Annotated in this window: 18 protein-coding genes and 1 tRNA gene; 8 read left to right on the plus strand and 11 right to left on the minus strand. The window is 64.3% G+C overall.

Translation table 11 applies throughout. From position 1 onward, the window contains the following. Nucleotides 1–19: 19 nt before the first annotated feature. From jaqu_RS16475 to dapF, 10 genes are all read right to left on the minus strand, one after another. Nucleotides 20–832 (minus strand): cytochrome c1, encoded by an 813-nt coding sequence (locus tag jaqu_RS16475; protein ID WP_043920229.1) that lies wholly within the window; start codon nucleotides 830–832, stop codon nucleotides 20–22. A gap of 5 nt (nucleotides 833–837) precedes the next feature. Beyond that, nucleotides 838–2208, minus strand: coding sequence for a cytochrome b (locus jaqu_RS16480; RefSeq protein ID WP_043920082.1), 1371 nt, complete (start codon nucleotides 2206–2208; stop codon nucleotides 838–840). Nucleotides 2209–2220: 12 nt separating this feature from the next. After that, a complete protein-coding gene (petA, locus tag jaqu_RS16485) occupies nucleotides 2221–2802 on the minus strand; it encodes a ubiquinol-cytochrome c reductase iron-sulfur subunit (RefSeq protein WP_043920083.1) in 582 nt (193 codons plus the stop codon). A gap of 161 nt (nucleotides 2803–2963) precedes the next feature. Beyond that, entirely contained in the window at nucleotides 2964–3803 is an 840-nt protein-coding gene (locus jaqu_RS16490; RefSeq protein WP_043920084.1) for an EamA family transporter, read from the minus strand. Continuing rightward, the gene (locus jaqu_RS16495; protein WP_043920085.1) at nucleotides 3800–4213 is read right to left on the minus strand and encodes a GNAT family N-acetyltransferase; all 414 of its coding nucleotides are present in this window, start codon (nucleotides 4211–4213) and stop codon (nucleotides 3800–3802) included. The genes jaqu_RS16490 and jaqu_RS16495 overlap by 4 nt, the downstream gene beginning before the upstream one ends. Beyond that, nucleotides 4210–4773 (minus strand): hypothetical protein, encoded by a 564-nt coding sequence (locus jaqu_RS16500; protein WP_043920086.1) that lies wholly within the window; start codon nucleotides 4771–4773, stop codon nucleotides 4210–4212. Before jaqu_RS16500 ends, jaqu_RS16495 begins: the two co-directional genes overlap by 4 nt. Then, nucleotides 4770–5372: a glutathione S-transferase family protein gene (locus jaqu_RS16505; protein ID WP_043920087.1), complete on the minus strand. Its 603-nt coding sequence runs from the start codon at nucleotides 5370–5372 to the stop codon at nucleotides 4770–4772. The genes jaqu_RS16500 and jaqu_RS16505 overlap by 4 nt, the downstream gene beginning before the upstream one ends. Beyond that, nucleotides 5372–5995 carry an FMN-binding negative transcriptional regulator gene (locus tag jaqu_RS16510; protein WP_043920230.1) on the minus strand — a complete coding sequence of 208 codons (624 nt, stop codon included), beginning with the start codon at nucleotides 5993–5995 and terminating at the stop codon, nucleotides 5372–5374. Before jaqu_RS16510 ends, jaqu_RS16505 begins: the two co-directional genes overlap by 1 nt. Before the next feature lie 176 nt (nucleotides 5996–6171). After that, nucleotides 6172–7449, minus strand: coding sequence for a tRNA (N(6)-L-threonylcarbamoyladenosine(37)-C(2))-methylthiotransferase MtaB (gene mtaB / locus jaqu_RS16515; protein WP_084629942.1), 1278 nt, complete (start codon nucleotides 7447–7449; stop codon nucleotides 6172–6174). Then, entirely contained in the window at nucleotides 7430–8269 is an 840-nt protein-coding gene (gene dapF / locus jaqu_RS16520; protein ID WP_236687880.1) for a diaminopimelate epimerase, read from the minus strand. The genes mtaB and dapF overlap by 20 nt, the downstream gene beginning before the upstream one ends. Nucleotides 8270–8437: 168 nt before the next feature. Between dapF and jaqu_RS16525 the strand changes: the two genes are divergently transcribed. Next, nucleotides 8438–8514 (plus strand) — tRNA-Lys (locus tag jaqu_RS16525). Nucleotides 8515–9293: 779 nt separating this feature from the next. Here the strand turns inward: jaqu_RS16525 and jaqu_RS16530 are convergent. Next, nucleotides 9294–9920, minus strand: a complete 627-nt coding sequence (locus jaqu_RS16530) for a hypothetical protein (protein ID WP_141134289.1) — start codon at nucleotides 9918–9920, stop codon at nucleotides 9294–9296. A gap of 139 nt (nucleotides 9921–10059) precedes the next feature. On the opposite strand from jaqu_RS16530, the gene jaqu_RS16535 reads away from it, so the two are divergent. From jaqu_RS16535 to jaqu_RS16565, 7 genes are all read left to right on the plus strand, one after another. Next, the gene (locus jaqu_RS16535; protein WP_043920090.1) at nucleotides 10060–11412 is read left to right on the plus strand and encodes an ABC transporter substrate-binding protein; all 1353 of its coding nucleotides are present in this window, start codon (nucleotides 10060–10062) and stop codon (nucleotides 11410–11412) included. A gap of 111 nt (nucleotides 11413–11523) precedes the next feature. Further along, nucleotides 11524–12483, plus strand: a complete 960-nt coding sequence (locus tag jaqu_RS16540) for a carbohydrate ABC transporter permease (RefSeq protein ID WP_043920091.1) — start codon at nucleotides 11524–11526, stop codon at nucleotides 12481–12483. Beyond that, nucleotides 12484–13425: a carbohydrate ABC transporter permease gene (locus jaqu_RS16545; RefSeq protein WP_043920092.1), complete on the plus strand. Its 942-nt coding sequence runs from the start codon at nucleotides 12484–12486 to the stop codon at nucleotides 13423–13425. Further along, nucleotides 13422–13724, plus strand: a complete 303-nt coding sequence (locus jaqu_RS16550; RefSeq protein WP_201774380.1) for a hypothetical protein — start codon at nucleotides 13422–13424, stop codon at nucleotides 13722–13724. The genes jaqu_RS16545 and jaqu_RS16550 overlap by 4 nt, the downstream gene beginning before the upstream one ends. A gap of 3 nt (nucleotides 13725–13727) precedes the next feature. Continuing rightward, entirely contained in the window at nucleotides 13728–14081 is a 354-nt protein-coding gene (locus tag jaqu_RS16555) for a VOC family protein (RefSeq protein ID WP_043920093.1), read from the plus strand. Continuing rightward, nucleotides 14074–15165, plus strand: a complete 1092-nt coding sequence (locus jaqu_RS16560; RefSeq protein WP_043920094.1) for an ABC transporter ATP-binding protein — start codon at nucleotides 14074–14076, stop codon at nucleotides 15163–15165. Before jaqu_RS16555 ends, jaqu_RS16560 begins: the two co-directional genes overlap by 8 nt. 151 nt (nucleotides 15166–15316) lie before the next feature. Then, the gene (locus jaqu_RS16565; RefSeq protein ID WP_043920095.1) at nucleotides 15317–16306 is read left to right on the plus strand and encodes an ABC transporter ATP-binding protein; all 990 of its coding nucleotides are present in this window, start codon (nucleotides 15317–15319) and stop codon (nucleotides 16304–16306) included. Nucleotides 16307–16349: the final 43 nt, after the last annotated feature.

Below are 16349 nucleotides of genomic sequence, written 5' to 3' on the forward strand. Positions count from 1 at the left end.
TCAATCTGTCCGGGGCAGATCATTCTGCCGGTGTGTTCACCTTCTTGTGCGGTTTGACCGGCGCCCAGATCTTCTTGTTCGTGAAGTAGAGCAGCACCGACAGGATGCCGAGCATCAGGATCGCGACGAGACCCATCTGCTTGCGCGCGGCCAGCTTTGGCTCGGCGGTCCACATCAGGAATGCAGCAACGTCTTTCGAGATGCTTTCAGCGTCGGTAGGCGACCCGTCGTCGAATACGACATCATCGCCATAGATGACCGGCGCCATGCTGATCCATCCGCCCGGGAACGCGGTGTTCTCGTACAGGATGCTCCCGGCCTGCTCCATCTCCTCGCCGGTATAGCCCATCAAGAGAGACGCGATGTATTCGGGACCGCCCATTCCCTTGATGATCTGGTTGATCCCAAGGTTGTATGGGCCGCTGAACCCGGCCCGTGCCTTCGCCATGAGCGACAGATCGGGCGCGCCGACCGAGTTGTTCTCTGGGAACTTGTCGGTCAGGGCGGCCGGACGGAAATCCCCGAGACCGTCGTTCAGCGACGGGTCGAACACCTCGAACAGCTCCGCATAGGCGGTCGCCTCTTCTTCGGTAAAGCCGACGCCGCCTTCATCCGCGAGGTTGCGGAACGCCACGTATTTGATGCCGTGGCAGGCCGAACAGATCTCGGTGTAGACCTTCAGGCCGCGCTGGAGCTGGTTCTGATCGTAGGTGCCGAACGGACCTTCGAACGGGAACGCGTAGTCGGTCACCTCTCCCGCCTTCCCGGCGGCAAAAGCCGCCGAGGTCGAGAGGGTCAGTGCCGCGAGGGCGGTGGTGAGTTTCTTCATCATTTCCATCACTCCGCGGGCGTGGCCGCCTTTTCGCCGGGCAGGCGCATGCCTGTGCCCGTGCCGCCATCGGTGTCCGAGCCGTAATGCTCCGCGAAGTCCTGTTCGATGGTCGCCGGACGCGGCAGCGGCTTCTCGATGACGCCCAGGAGCGGCAGGATCACCAGGAAGTAGGCGAACCAGTAGGCCGATCCGAGCAGCGACAGCGAGGCCCACGGCTCTTCGGCGGGCATGGAGCCCAGCCACATCAGGAAGAAGAAGTCGACCACAAGCAGCCAGAACCACCACTTGAACATCGGACGGTACCGACCCGAGCGGACCGACGACGTGTCGAGCCAGGGCGCGAAGGCCATGACCGCGATCGCGCCGAACATGGCGAGCACGCCGAAGAAGGCCGCGTCGATGATCCCGCCCGAGATCCAGTTGAAGAACATCACGATCCAGACGTCGGACGTGAAGGCACGCAGGATCGCGTAGAAGGGCAGGAAGTACCATTCCGGCACGATGTGCGCGGGCGTCGCAAGCGGGTTCGCCTCGATGTAGTTGTCGGGGTGACCCAGATAGTTGGGCATGAAGCCGACGATGGCGAAGAAGACCAGCAGGATGATCGCAAGGGCATAGAGGTCCTTGATCACGAAGTAGGGCCAGAACGGCAGCGTGTCCGCCTTGGCTTCAGCCTTCGAGGTGCGGCGCACCTCGACCCCGGTGGGGTTGTTGTTGCCGGTGGAGTGGAAGGACCAGATCTTCACGATCGAGAGGCCCAGGATCAGGAACGGCATCAGGTAGTGCAACGAGAAGAAACGCGTCAGCGTCGCGTTGCCAACTGCCGGTCCGCCCAGCAGCCAGGTCTGGAGGCCCTCACCGATGAACGGGATCGCGCCGAAGAGGCCGGTGATCACCGTCGCGCCCCAGAAGGACATCTGACCCCAAGGCAGAACGTAGCCCATGAAGGCCGTGCCCATCATCAGCAGGTAGATCAGGATGCCCAGAATCCACGTGATCTCTCGCGGGGCCTTGTAGGACCCGTAGTAAAGATTGCGGAAGATGTGCGCGTAGACCGCCACGAAGAACAGCGATGCGCCGTTCTGGTGGATATAGCGCAGCGCCCAACCGCCGTTCACGTCGCGCATGATGTGCTCGACCGAGGCGAAGGCCAGATCGACATGGGGCGTGTAGTGCATGACCAGCACGATGCCGGTCACGATCTGAAGGACCAGCGTGAACGTCAGGATGATGCCCCAGATCCACATCCAGTTGAGGTTCTTGGGGGTAGGGATCATCAGGGTGTTGTAGAGCAGCCCGATGATCGGAATGCGGCTCTCGACCCATTTTTCGCCGGAAGTCTTCGGCTCGTAATGGTCGTGGGGGATACCAGCCATAGAATCCTCTCCTTATCCGAGCAGAATCGTTGTTTCGTCAGTGAACTGCGCCGGGGGAACCGGTAGGTTCCGGGGCGCGGGGCCGCGACGGATGCGGCCGGCAGTGTCGTAGTGGGAGCCGTGGCACGGGCAGAACCAGCCGCCGAAATCGCCGGCATTGCCCAGCGGAACGCAGCCCAGATGCGTGCAGACACCCATCATGACCAGCCACTCGCCGGTATTCTCGCCCGAAAAGTCGGCGATGGACCGGTTTTCGTCGGCGGCGGATGCCTCGGCTTCGATGTTCTCGTTGTTCGCCAGCGGATCGGGAAGGCTGTCGACCTCGCCATCGGTCTCGCGCGCGGCGGCGATTTCTTCCTCGGTCCGGCGCCGGATGAAAACCGGCTTGCCCAGCCACATCGCGGTGATCTGCGTCCCGGGCTCGAGGCCGGCGACGTCGACGGGGATCGTCGACAGGGCCAGCACGTCGGCCGAGGGATTCATCTGATTGATCAGGGGCCAGACCGCCGCACCCGTCACCACTACGCCGGCCGCACCGGTGGCGTAGTAGAGAAAGTCGCGGCGCATGTAGTTTTGGTCTTCGGCTTGGGACACGTCTCACTCTCCAAGACTTGACGGCAGTCGATGCACGTTAGAACGCGGGATCTGCCAGCGCGGTTTCGCGGGCCTATAGCGCGATAACGCTCGTAGATGCCAGCGGACAATGTAACGCACGCGATCCAGGAGGGTAGCCGGATCGGACGGATGGTCGCATCTCAGCGTGCCAGACGCATCAGGACGACCCCGCAGAGCGTCAGGAAAACCGAGGCCGCGCGCGCCAGATCCACCCGCTCTCTCAGGACCAGCGCGCCGATCAGGACCGCGAAGATGATCGACGACTCGCGAAGCGCCGTCACGAGGGCCAAGGGCGCCTGCGTGAATGCCCAGACGACGATCGCATAGGCCGTGAAGCTGGCCCAGCCGCCGCCGAAGAAGGCCGCGGGGGCGGCCTTGGGCAACTGCAAGAGAAGGCCGGGACGCTTGAGGCGGGTGTAGAGCGCGAACGGGAACGCGCCCAGGAACGCGACCCAGCCGAAAAAGGCGACCGGACTGTCGGAAAGCCGCGCACCGATTCCATCTGCCAGCGAATAGCTTGCGATGAAGAGACCCGTAATCAGCGCCGCAAGGATCGCCTGAGGCGCGGCACGGCCCGCCCGGGCGGCGCCGATGGAGAGGATCCCGATCGCGATCAGGCCGATCGCGAGCAGTTGCTGGCCGGTCAGGGCCGCCCCGAGGAACGCGACCGAAACCAGCGTCACGATCACCGGGGCAGATCCACGCGCGATGGGATAGACTTGGCTGAGATCGCCGAGTTCATAGGAGCGCAACAGGAACCATTGGTAACCGAAATGCAGCGCGACGCTGAAGGCGATCCACGGCCAGGCCTCCGGCGCCGGCGCCGGAAGGACGAGAATCGCGAGCGCGCCCGGTACCGCGTGGCCTATGGACATGCCCGCCATGCTGGCGAGCTTGTCCGACCCGCCCTTCACCACCGCGTTCCATCCGGCATGCAGAAGGGCGGCCAGAAGGACGGCAAAGAAGACCGTTGCCGTCAAAGCCCTTTCCTCATGTCGCGGTGCGGGATGCCCGCATCGTCGTAGGGCGGACCCTCGGCAGTGAAGCCCAGGCTCTCATACCAGGGGATGACCGTTTCCTGCGCTGACAGGTAGGCGCGCGTGGCGCCATCCCGCCGGGCCGCCTCCATCGCGGCCTCTATCAATCGCTTCGCATGGCCCCGGCCCCTCGCTCTGGCCAGGGTGGCGACGCGACCGATCTTGACTTCGCCGTCGGTCACCTTGCTGCGCAGGGTGGCCACGGGGTGGTCGTTTTCGTGCAGTACCCAGTGGGTGAAGCCCGGATCCGTGCCATCCAGTTCGAGCGGCTCCGGGATGCCCTGTTCCTCTATGAAGACGGCGCGCCTGATCGCGACGGCTTCGGGCGGCAACTCGTCGTGACGCGCGATCATCGCGACACCTGCCGGGCCACGAGTGCGAGCAAACCGAATGTCGCCGCAAGCGAAAGGACGGAGAGGATCGCGGATGGCTCGACCAAGTGGGACGCGGCAAAGGAAAGGGGCATCCCCACCCAGCCAACCGCCTTGGCCACCATCTGGAGCTTCGTTCCCCCGGGCAGAAGCGTGACCAGGATGAACCCGCTCAAACCCAGCGCGCCGAATTTCAACCCCGTCGTGATCGGACTGGCGTAGGCCAGGACCATCGCGTTCTCGATGAAGTCCGCTGCGACGCCGACGGATGCCAACGCGACGACCGCCCCTCCGGCCAGACCGCGGTCGAGGCCGATGCCCAAAAGGCAGAAGCCCGCCCCGTATCCGATGGGGAGAAGCGTGTCGCACGCCGCGGCCCAGGCCAGCGCCTCGTCCGCCTTGGTCTCGCCGACGCCGCCGATCGCGAGGATCACGGTCTCGCCGTCCCAGCCGAACGCGAGTATCACGAAAACCATCCCGACCAGCGCGAGGAGTGCCAGCGAAAATCCGTAGACGGATCCGGTCAGCAGCCGTGCGGTCACGGGGCGGGCCGCGTGGCCTGCATTGATGGCCGCTCGGCGAATCGCGCCTCCCACGCCTTCAGAGTGTCGCGGCCCGTTCGCCAAGCCCGGCCGTCGTGGCGCAGATCCAGATACCCCAGGGCGCAGCCGACCGCGACCTGCGCCATGTTCAAGGGCCCCTCCAGCAGCGGCATCGACCGCGCTTCCATCGCGTCGAGGGATCGGGCGATCTTGGCCCATTGAGCGTCGAACCAGTCCGGCCACCAGAGCGCTTCGGGGCGCAGGCGCTTCTCGTATGTGATCGCGATGGCGGCCTCCATGACCGCGTGGGCGTTCGCCTCGAGGCTGAGGATTTCCCACAGGCGGCTTTCGGGGTAGAGACCGGAACCCGCACGTTGATCGAGGAACCGGCAGATCACCCGGCTGTCGTAGATCGCGGGCCCGTCCTCCCGCAGGAGCGCCGGTATCTTGCCCGACGGATTCGCGGCGTTCAGCGATGCGTCGCCTCCCATCGGGCTGGCCGTGACGTCGACGATCTCGACATCGTCCTGCGCGGTCTCGATCAGGAGGACACGGCAAGTTCGTGCGAAGGGCGAGGCCCCGGAACTCAAAAGCTGCATCAGATCTCTCCCTCGGGGTCGCGCATCATCCGCGACAGAAGCACCGTCTCGTATCCAATTCCAGAGGCTTCCATGCCATCGGCCGCCGACAGCCGGACCGGGTCCGGCTTGTTCTGATTTAGCTTGAACGTGCTTCGCACGTCGTCGATCCGCATCCGACAGGGGACGATCTGGCGCATCATCCTGTCCAGGGCATCCGGTGACATCTTTGCGGTCGTCCAGGGTTTCTTGGGCAGGCGGCCCTCGAAATCGGACGATTGCCGGTCGAGCATGTCATGCATCTCCTCCTGCGGCAGGCGGTGCAGCGTGCCCCTGAGATGCACCGCGACGTAATTCCAGGTCGGCACCTGATCCGGCACCTCGTACCAGTCCGGCGAGACGTACCCGTCCGGCCCGTTGACGGCGATGACCGCTTCGGACGGAGCTTCCAGCACCCTCACGATCGGGTTGGATCGGACAAGGTGCAGGTCGAGCGCATCGCCGGCCGGATTCAACAGGAACGGCACGTGAGAGATCAGCGGCCCACTCGCGCCATTGATCGCGAGGACTCCGAAGCCGCGCCCGCGCGCGAATTGCAGTGCGCGGTCGGTTTCGGTCTGGCGAAAGGCGGGGTTCGGGTGCATCGCGTGTCTCCTCGATTTCGCATCCGACATGGCTGCGGATGAGGCAACACCGATCGGCATCGACTTGCCCATGTTGCCGATGGATTTGCACGGATCGACAGCACGGAACACGACCGGCTGTGACTGCATCGTCGGATCGTGCGCCTGTGGTCAAGCGCCGGCCCCGGTGATGATTCTCAGGCCGCTGGCGCCGATTCCGCTATCAGATGCGTCTCCGCCCGACCGGTGATGCGGGCGCGCACGATCCGTCCTTCCGGCTGGTCCGTGTCGAACCGGACCTCCGCGAATTGCTCCGTTCGGCCCATGCGCGGATGCTCCATCAGGACCGAATGCGTCCGGCCCGCCTGTCCGGCCAGATGGCGCGTGACGGCGCGCGCTCCCGCTTCGCGCAGTCGCGACGCCCGTGTCCGGATCACGTCGCCCGGAAGCTGCGGCATCCGCGCGGCGGGCGTTCCCGGACGCACGGAATAGGGGAAGACGTGCAGCCAAGTGAGATCGCAATCCTCGACCAGCCTCAGCGAGTCCTCGAAATGGGCATCGCTCTCGGTCGGGAAGCCGGCGATGATGTCGGCGCCGAACGTCATGTCGGGGCGCAGGCGGCGGGCTTCTTCGCAGAACCGGATCGCATCGTCCCGCAGATGGCGCCGCTTCATCCGCTTCAGGATCAGGTCGGACCCGTGCTGGAGCGAAAGATGCAGATGCGGCATCAGCCGGGGCTCCTCCGCGATCAGGCGCATCAGCGCATCGTCCACCTCGATCGAGTCGATGGAGCTGATCCGCAGGCGCGGCAGTCCGGGCACAAGCTTCAGGATGCGCGCGCACAGGTCGCCCAGACGCGGCTGCCCCGGAAGGTCGGCCCCCCAGGATGTCATGTCGACGCCCGTCAGGACGATCTCGGCATAGCCGCCCTCGACCAAGCGCCGGACCTGATCGACGACGACACCGGCCGGGACAGAGCGGGAATTCCCGCGGCCGAAGGGTATGATGCAGAAGGTACAGCGATGGTCGCAGCCGTTCTGGACCTGAACATAGGCGCGAGAGCGGGTGCCGAACCCGTCGATCAGATGGCCGGCCGTCTCGGTCACGGACATGATGTCGTCGACCTGCACCGGTTCGGTGTCTCCCGTCGCCAGGCCGGTCCAGGTGGCTGGCCGCATCTTCTCGGAATTGCCGATCACGTGATCGACCTCTTCCATGGCAGCGAACCCGTCGGGGCCGGTCTGTGCCGCGCAGCCGGTGACGACGATGCGTCGGTCGGGATGGTTCCGGCGCAGGCGGCGAATGTCCTGCCGGGCCTTGCGCACCGCTTCCTGCGTGACGGCGCAGGTGTTGACGATTACCACATCCAGACCCGCCTCGCGGGCCATCGCCTCCATCGCGTGGGTCTCGTAGGCATTCAGCCGACAGCCGTGATTGGACAGGATCGGGGTCGCCTTACCCATACCAGACCCCATCGAAAACATACGATGTGGGCCCGCTCATCCAGACGCCGTCCTCGCGCCAGTCGATCATCAGCGTTCCGCCGTCCAGATCGACCCGAACCGCGCGCCCGGTGATCCCCCGCCGCGCCGCCGCCACGGTCACGGCGCAGGACGACGAGCCGCTGGCCAATGTCGGCCCGACGCCCCGTTCCCAGACGCGCACCCTGAGGTGATCGGGCCCGACGACGCTGGCGATCTGGACGTTGGTCCGCTGGGGGAAGAGATCATGCGTCTCGTGCGCCCCGTAGACCGACAAATCTTCCGCCTCGGCATCGTCGACGAAGAACGTGCAATGCGGATTGCCCATCCCGGTGGCCACCGGATCGCCGGCAATGGGCAGATGAAGTGTGCAGATTTCGTGGGCGAGGGGGATCTCCCTCCAGTCGAGGATCGGGGCGCCCATGTTAACGGCCACGACCCCGTCCCGCCGCTCTGCCCGCAGCGCGCCCCGTTCGGTCAGAAGGTCGAGGGTCCCGCTTCCCCGGCGATCCATTTCCCAGGCCGCGATGCAGCGTGTCGCATTTCCGCACGCCGCCGAGGTCGAGCCGTCGGCGTTGTAGAAGGTCAGCCGCAGCGCGTCGTCGGCGCCTTCGATGAAGGCAAGCTGGTCGAAACCGACCCCGCGGTGCCGGTCCCCCATCGCGCGCGCCAGATCCGCGTCAACACGGCTTTCACCGCGCCCGTCGATGACGACGAAGTCATTGCCCAGTCCGTGCATCTTCATGAACGGCAGGCCGGAGGAGGTGTCCGCATTCATCGCGCCCACATAGATCGGACATCGTGTCTGATCCATAGGGGGTGACCGTGGTTTCACTCGGCGCCGTCGACGGGCTGGGCGATCTGCATGCCGCGCAGGGCGGTGCATCGACAGTGTCCGGTCGGCAGATGCCGATATTGAATGCTGCGGAACGACGCGGATTGTCACTTGACCGCCTCCCGACCCAACTATAGGTCCGCCCGCGGGCCGTTAGCTCAGTTGGTTAGAGCAACTGACTTTTAATCAGTAGGTCCCGGGTTCGAGTCCCGGACGGCTCACCAACTTCCGCCGATTGTGATGTGCCACATGGGTCGGCCATCACCGCCAGCTTTCTGGGCATTCTTCTCAGAGAACATGGCCACCGGGCTATCTTGGCGATTTCAGCCGTCATTGCGGCCTGAGATGTGGATATTTCATGCGCTGTGAGGCGCTTTCGCGCCCCCTGAGTTATCCATCACTCGCATCCATCTCTGTCTGAAGGCGTTCGGGGGGCGAGGGGATGATGGAGGATCCGGAGCGTAGGCTGCTGACTAAGTGCGGTAGAGCGCCAATCGGATCGCCGTCAGTGATGCGGCGTCCCCTGCAGGCTGTGGATGCTTCCTGCAAGGGGCGTAGATCGGCCTTCTGATAGGGGTACGAAATGGTCAACTATGCCAATGTAGGTTTTGGCATGCCTGGAACTGGTGAGTTGCAAAGGAGGAGAACTCTCTCCTTAGATTCGGATCGGAAGGCCGGCGGGTTGCGATTGGCGGGGGCGTCCAGCCGATTTCCCGCCTTCCCTTTCGGCGGAACGGGACCGATGTGAGGCCAGAGAGGACCTTGATCTACAAAGTCAGGTAGAAATTGTCCGAGAGGCCGCTCACACAAGCTTTTTCAGTGACGAGAAGCGACGCGGCGTCCGAACCGTCCTTTGGCGAGTCACCGAGGCAGGAGCGACGGCGCCGCTTTTGGCGGATCGTGCGATGGGTCCCGCATTGTCGGTTTGAAAGCTACTTGGCGTTGTCCCGTAGCCCGCGCGAACACTACGCGAGACATACGCCGCGCTTGAGAAGCCGCAGGCCTACGACATCGACTGCAGCAGGAGAGATGTCTCGCGAAGCAGACGCGCGGCGCGCAGCACGGATTGGGCGATGGTAAGGAAAGCCTGCTCCACGAAAAGGATGTCGGCCGCGTCTCCTTTATCGGCGACGGACCAGATCGCATTCACCCACTGGCGCTCGAAAGTTGTGAAATGGAGTCGAGAAAGAAGCGGCTGCACCGCGCGCTCGAAAGTGCCTGGCATCAGGCCAAGTATCTCAATCATGCGTGTATACGGGCAGATCACAAACAGGATGCCCAAAGCGCCGCCCTGACGCATCCACAGGTCGCTGGATGTCGGATTGACGTAGATGGCCGAGCGATCCGCGGGGCAGGGGATCGCTGTTCGCCCATCGCCGAGGTCAAATACGAGGTCTTGTTGTCGTTCCAGCCAGCCGAGTGCGAGCGTGTGATCAGCGGGTGCGTCCGCCCGTAAGGCGATCTGGCGCCCGGCGACCATCTCGATGCGAGTTTGCTGGCGACCCTTCTCGATGTGGCTGCATGTGCACGAAAGGTGGAAGGAGGGAGTGAAGCGGGTGCGACCGCGACGGTGAGGAGCATGACCGATCCCTGCAACCGGGCGATGGCGATCGGCGGCGCGCGTGAGCAAGTGCGGCCGACAATGAAATACCGGACACCCGAACGGACCACGGTCGGTTGCGGACACCGCCTCGCACCTACGCGGCACAGAAAATCCTAGGCTTGAGGTACGTTCCTCATTTCCGCCTGAGATAGGGAACGATTCGGCCATGGACCGGGCGCCCGTCACTGGGAGGAACATCACGAAGACGATTCAGTTGGCCTCGGCCAGCGCGCTTGCGCTTGTCGGTGCGACATTCGGAACCGCCGCTGCCGCCGAGGATCTGACGCTGTGTTGGGCGGCGTGGGACCCGGCCAATGCATTGGTCGAGCTCAGCAAGGATTTCGAGGAACAGTCCGGTCACACCATGAACTTCGAGTTCGTGCCCTGGCCGAACTTCGCGGACCGGATGCTGAACGAGTTGAACTCAGGCGGCCAACTCTGCGACCTCATGATCGGTGACAGTCAGTGGATCGGCGGCGGTGCCGAGAACGGCCATTACGTCAAACTGAACGACTTCTTCGAGGCCAGCGATATCTCGATGGACGATTTCGCCGATGCGGCCGTCTATGCCTACTCGACCTGGCCCAAGGGTACCGAGAACTACTACGCGCTTCCCGCCATGGGCGACGCGAACGGCTGGTTCTATCGAAAGGACTGGTTCACCGACCCCGAGATCATGGCCGCCTTTGAGGCCGAGCATGGCCGCCCGCTTGGCGAGCCGCAGACGCAGCGCGAATTGATGGAGATCGCCAAGTTCTTCCAGGGTCGGGAGATCGACGGCCAGGAGCGCTATGGCGTATCCATTTTCACTGAGCGCGGGTCCGAAGGCATCACCATGGGCGTGACCGGTGCGCTCTACGCGTGGGGACTCGAATACGAGAACGAGCCGGGCAGCTACGACATGGTCGGCGCGATGAACTCGCCCGAGGCGGTCGAGGCGCTGGAGTTCTACACGGAGCTCTACGAATGCTGCACGCCTCCGGGATACACCAACAGCTACATGGGCGAGAGCCTCGACGCCTTCAAATCCGGTCAGGTTGCGATGGCGATGAACTGGTTCGCGTTCTTCCCGGGCCTCTACGCCGATCCAGATATCGGCGGCGACAAGATCGATTTCTTCGTCAACCCACCTCAGAACCAAGAGGCCTCGACCCTGGGCGGCCAAGGCATCTCCGTGGTCAGCTATCCCGACAAGCAGGACGCCGCGCTGGAATACATCGCATGGTTCGCCCAGCCAGAGGTGCAAAAGCAGTGGTGGGCCCTCGGCGGCTATGCGGTCCATGACGCTGTGCTCGAGGATCCAGCCTTCGAGGAAAGCCAACCCTTTGCCGGCGACTTCCTCCAGGCGATGAATGCGGTGCAGGATTTCTGGCAGGAACCGACTTACGCCGAGCTTCTGCTGGCCATGCAGGAGCGGGTCCACAACTACGTCGTTGCCGACCAGGGTACGGCACAGGAGGCGCTTGACGCCCTGATCGAGGACTGGACCGAAGTCTTCGAGGACGACGGCAAACTCTGACGTCCGACACGCGCGGGGCCGGACGCGCCGGCCCCGCGCTCCACCTCCACCCCTTTCCCGGATGCGGTCCGGGGCGCGCGCGATCCCGACGGGTCCGCGATCGGAGAGTTCATGTCCGACACGCCCATCCATCGCGGCGCCGACCGTGCCGCCCGCGCCACCCCGGCTCGCGTCGCCCGCAAGGTCCGTGGCCTGAGCGACCGGGCCATCGCCTGGATCTTCGTGGCGCCGACGATCTTCCTTCTGTTGGCGGTGAACATCTTCCCGCTGATCTGGACGATACGCCTGTCATTCACGAACTACCGCGCCAACCGCCTGAACCGCGAACCCGAATGGGTCGGCCTGCGCAACTACGAGCGCATCCTCACCGACAGCGACACCTGGGCGTCGATGCAGGCCACGGCGCATTTCCTGATCTGGACCATCGCGCTGCAGGTGCTGATCGGCTTCGCGCTGGCCTGGCTGATCAACCGTCAGTTCAAGGGGAGTGCCTTCTGGACGACGATCATCGTGCTGCCGATGATGCTGTCGCCTGCCGTGGTCGGCAATTTCTGGTCGTTCCTCTACCAGCCGCAGATCCGTCTGTTCAATTACGTCATTGCATTCCTGAGCGGACAGGATCCGTCGAGCTTCGACATACTGGGCAGCGTCAATCTCGCGCCCTGGGCCATCGTGATCGTCGACACGTGGATGTGGACGCCTTTCGTTATGCTGATCTGCCTTGCCGGGCTGCGCTCGATCCCCGACTACCTCTACGAGGCGGCTGCCGTCGACCGCGCTTCGCCCATCCGGCAGTTCTTCACCATCACCGTGCCGATGGTGCTGCCCTTCCTGATGCTGGCCGTGCTGTTCCGCGGCATCGAGAATTTCAAGATGTTTGACCTCGTGGTGCAACTGACCGGCGGCGGGCCCGGCAACATCACCACGCTGACCTCCATAGACCTCAAGCGCGAGGCCTTCGAGAAATGGCGCACCGGCTATGCCTCGGCCTACGCGATCATCCTGTTCGTGACCGTGTTCGGGCTCGCCTCCATCTACGTGAAGGCGCTCAACAAGGTGAGGGAGCGCTAGATGTCCGCCTATTCCATCTCGGCCCCCACCACCCGGTCCAAGTGGGTCGCCGGCATCTTGGTCGTGACCTACGCGATTATCACCATGATCCCGCTGATCTGGATCATCCTGACCGCGTTCAAATCACCCGCCGACGCCATATCCTACCCGCCGAAGGTGGTCTTCGACCCGACGCTGGAAGGCTACGTCAACCTTTTCACCACACGGACCCGCATCTCGCCCGAGGCGCTGGCCGCCCTGCCCGAGCCGGATACATGGTACGATCGAATCGTACGCCAGTACGACATGGTGATCGCCGGCCCGTCCAAGTTCGGCGAGCGGTTCGTCAACTCGGTCATCATCGGCTTTGGCTCGACCTTCCTTTCGGTCTTCCTCGGGACGCTGGCGGCCTATGCCTTCTCGCGCTTCCGCATCCCGCTGGCTGACGACCTGCTGTTCTTCATCCTCAGCACGCGGATGATGCCGCCCATCGCCGTCGCGATCCCAATCTTCCTGATGTACCGACAGTTGGGGCTGTCGGACACGCATCTGGGAATGATCCTGCTCTACACGGCGGTAAACATCTCGCTCGCGGTGTGGCTGCTCAAGGGTTTCATCGACGAGATCCCGCGCGAATACGAGGAAGCCGCCCTGATCGACGGCTACACCCGGTTCCAGGCCTTCTACAAAGTGGTCCTGCCTCAGGCGGCAACGGGCATCGCGTCCACCGCGATCTTCTGTCTGATCTTCGCATGGAACGAGTACGCGTTCGCGGTGCTGTTGACCTCCGCCAACGCACAGACGGCACCCCCCTTCATCCCGACGATCATCGGCGTCGGCGGTCTGGACTGGCCGGCTGTCGCGGCAGGGGCGACACTGTTCCTGTTGCCGGTGATGATCTTCACCGTCGCGCTGCGAAACCACCTGCTGCGAGGCATCACCTTCGGAGCTGGAAGGAAATGACCGAGCGCAACCCCACTGCCCGCGAGGGATACGGCCTTGGCTATGGCGTCGTTCCCCCCGAGGACGACCAGGGCGTGTTCGAGCCGCCCGCGCCGCGCCTGGGCGGTCCCTCCCATACCGGTCGCCGCTGGCCCCGCTGGCTGCGTCGTGGACCGATGGAGATCCTGGCGATGGTCCTGATCGCGCTGGGCGTCTTCATGTTGATGCAGCCCTTCGCGCTGGTCCTCTTCACCTACAGCTTCATCGTCACGCTGGTGGGCACGGTGATGTTCATCGTCGTCTCGCATTTCCCGGACTAGCGCATGTCTTTCACAGCCCTCTTCGCCCAGCTCGCGTGCTCCGACGCGACTGCGAGCCACGACTGGTTCGAAACGCTGTTCGCGCGGCCATGCGACATGCGGCCGATGTCCGGGCTGGCCGAATGGCATATCGGCGATGGGGCGGGATTCCAGCTGTTTCACAATCCACCCGCCGCCGGACACGGGACGATGACGGTCTTCGTCGACGATCTTCGGGCCGAGCGTGCGCGGCTGTCCGAGGCGCGCCTTGCCGTCGGGGAGATCGAGCCCGGGGACGCGGTCGATCTCCTGCAATTGCGCGATCCCGACGGAAACCTCGTGGTTCTCGTGGAAAAGAGGCGTGACACCGATGGCTAGGATCGAGATCAGGGACCTCAGGAAGCAATTCGGCGATTTCACCGCCGTCCGCGAGAGCAGTTTCACCATCGAGGACGGAGAGTTCTTAATGCTGCTGGGCCCCTCGGGCTGCGGCAAGACGACGACGCTGCGCATGATTGCGGGGCTGGAACTGCCCACCTCGGGCACCATTCTGATCGACGGAGAGGACGTAAGCCGGCGTCCCGCCTCAGAGCGTGACATCGCAATGGTGTTTCAGATGTTCGCGCTCTACCCGCACATGAATGTTCGCAAGAACATTCAGTATCCGCTGGTCAGCCAGGGTTGGTCGCGCGACCGCATAAAGGAGAAGGTCGCGGAGGTGGCGCGGATCCTCGGGATCGAAGACATCCTGGACCGCCCCGTGGGCGGCCTTTCGGGTGGGGACCGACAGCGCGTGGCCCTCGGGCGCGCCATCGTGCGCGAACCGAAGGCCTTCATGATGGACGAACCGCTCGGCGCACTGGACGCCGAGTTCCGCGAGCGCATGGCCGAGGAGCGGCGCGCGCTTCACGATCGCATGGGCGCCACCACTGTCTACGTAACTCACGATCAGCTGGAGGCGATGCAGATGGGAGACAAGATTGTCGTGATGAACAATGCCGTGGTCGAGCAGTTCGGTACGCCGCGCCAGATCTACGACACTCCGGCCACGATGTTCGTTGCCGACTTCATTGGTGATCCGTCCATGAACTTTCTGCCTTTCGAGGGCAGCATTGCCGAAGGCGCGTCTTCCGTGCGCTTGGGAGAAGCCGACGTCGCCGTGCCCACCGCCCGGGAAGGGGCGCAGGGCAAGCTGGCGCTTGGCGTTCGGCCCGAGCATATGGATCTGTCGGATGACGGCCCTGTCCGCGGACGCGTCGTCGCCACCGAATATCTGGGCAACACCCAAGTCGTGACGTTGGACACCGCTTGGGGCGAGGTGAAGGCCCGCGTGGACGCCCGTCTGAATGTTCGGCCCGGAGAGACGGCCGCCGCCGCCATCGACAGCACGCGCGTGACCCTTTTCGACGACGCCACGGGCCGTGCCCTGAGGTCGGAGTTGAACGAAGGAGTGTTCCCGTGACCCCGTCGTACCAGACGTCGCCGCCCCCGCACGGGGGCGAAGGAGCAAATTCTGCCACGCCGCATCAGTCCTCGGCTCGGTTCGCCGATCTTTCGCGGCCCGAGTTCCTCTGGCCTGTCGAGGACACGGCAGTTCTCGGAGGCAGCACCTGATGGCTGAAGTCGCCCTCTCCTCCGTCACCAAGCGGTTCGGTATGACGACGGCCGTCTCCGACATGAAACTGACCATCGAAGACGGGGCTTTCGTCGTCTTGCTCGGCCCCACCGGTGCTGGCAAGATCACAACCCTGCGCCTGATTGCGGGGCTGGAAACGCCTGACGCCGGCAGCGTCGCCATCGGCGGGCGCGACATGGCCGGGCTCACGCCAGCGCAACGCGATGTGGCGATGGTGTTCCAGCAGTACTCGCTCTATCCGCACATGACCGTTCGCGAGAACCTCGAATTCCCTCTGAAGTCGCCAATCCTGCGCACGCCACAAGCCGAGATCGACCGTCGTGTCGGCGAAGTGGCCGAGGTGCTGCGTATCCCGCACAAGCTCGACAATAAGGCCACTGCGCTGTCGGGCGGCGAAATGCAGCGCGTATCCATCGGCCGTGCGCTAGTACGCGACCCTGCGGTCTTTCTGATGGACGAACCGCTCAGTTCGCTCGACGCCAAGCTGCGCTCCGACCTGCGTGTCGAACTCAAGCGGATCCACTCCGATCTGGCCGCGACGCTGCTTTACGTCACGCACGATCAGGTCGAGGCCATGACCATGGCCTCCAAGATCGGCGTATTGCATGATGGCCGCCTCGCTCAGGTCGGCACCCCGCGTGAGGTCTACGAGAACCCGGCCTCGGCTTATGTGGCCGCGCGCTCGGGCTCTCCGCGCATCAATCTCCTGCCCGCAGGTCTCCTGGGTGACGCGCCGGACGCGGCACGGACCATGGGCCTGCGCCCAGAGCATATCGTCATCGGCGATGGCACCGAGGCCGCCGTCACCCGCGTCGAACATCTGGGTGACCAGACCCGCCTGCACCTCCGCCTGCGCGACCACGACGTCGTCACCCTGACCGACAGCACGATCCCGAACGCGGGCGAGACCGTCCGCATCGCCCCGCGCGAGCCGCTCTGGTTCGACGCCGACGGCAGCCGGCTATGAGCCGCCTGCCGGATGAACACCACGACCCCGCCCCCGGGCCGGG

The sequence above is a fragment of the Jannaschia aquimarina genome, from assembly GCF_000877395.1.
GTDB lineage: Bacteria > Pseudomonadota > Alphaproteobacteria > Rhodobacterales > Rhodobacteraceae > Jannaschia > Jannaschia aquimarina.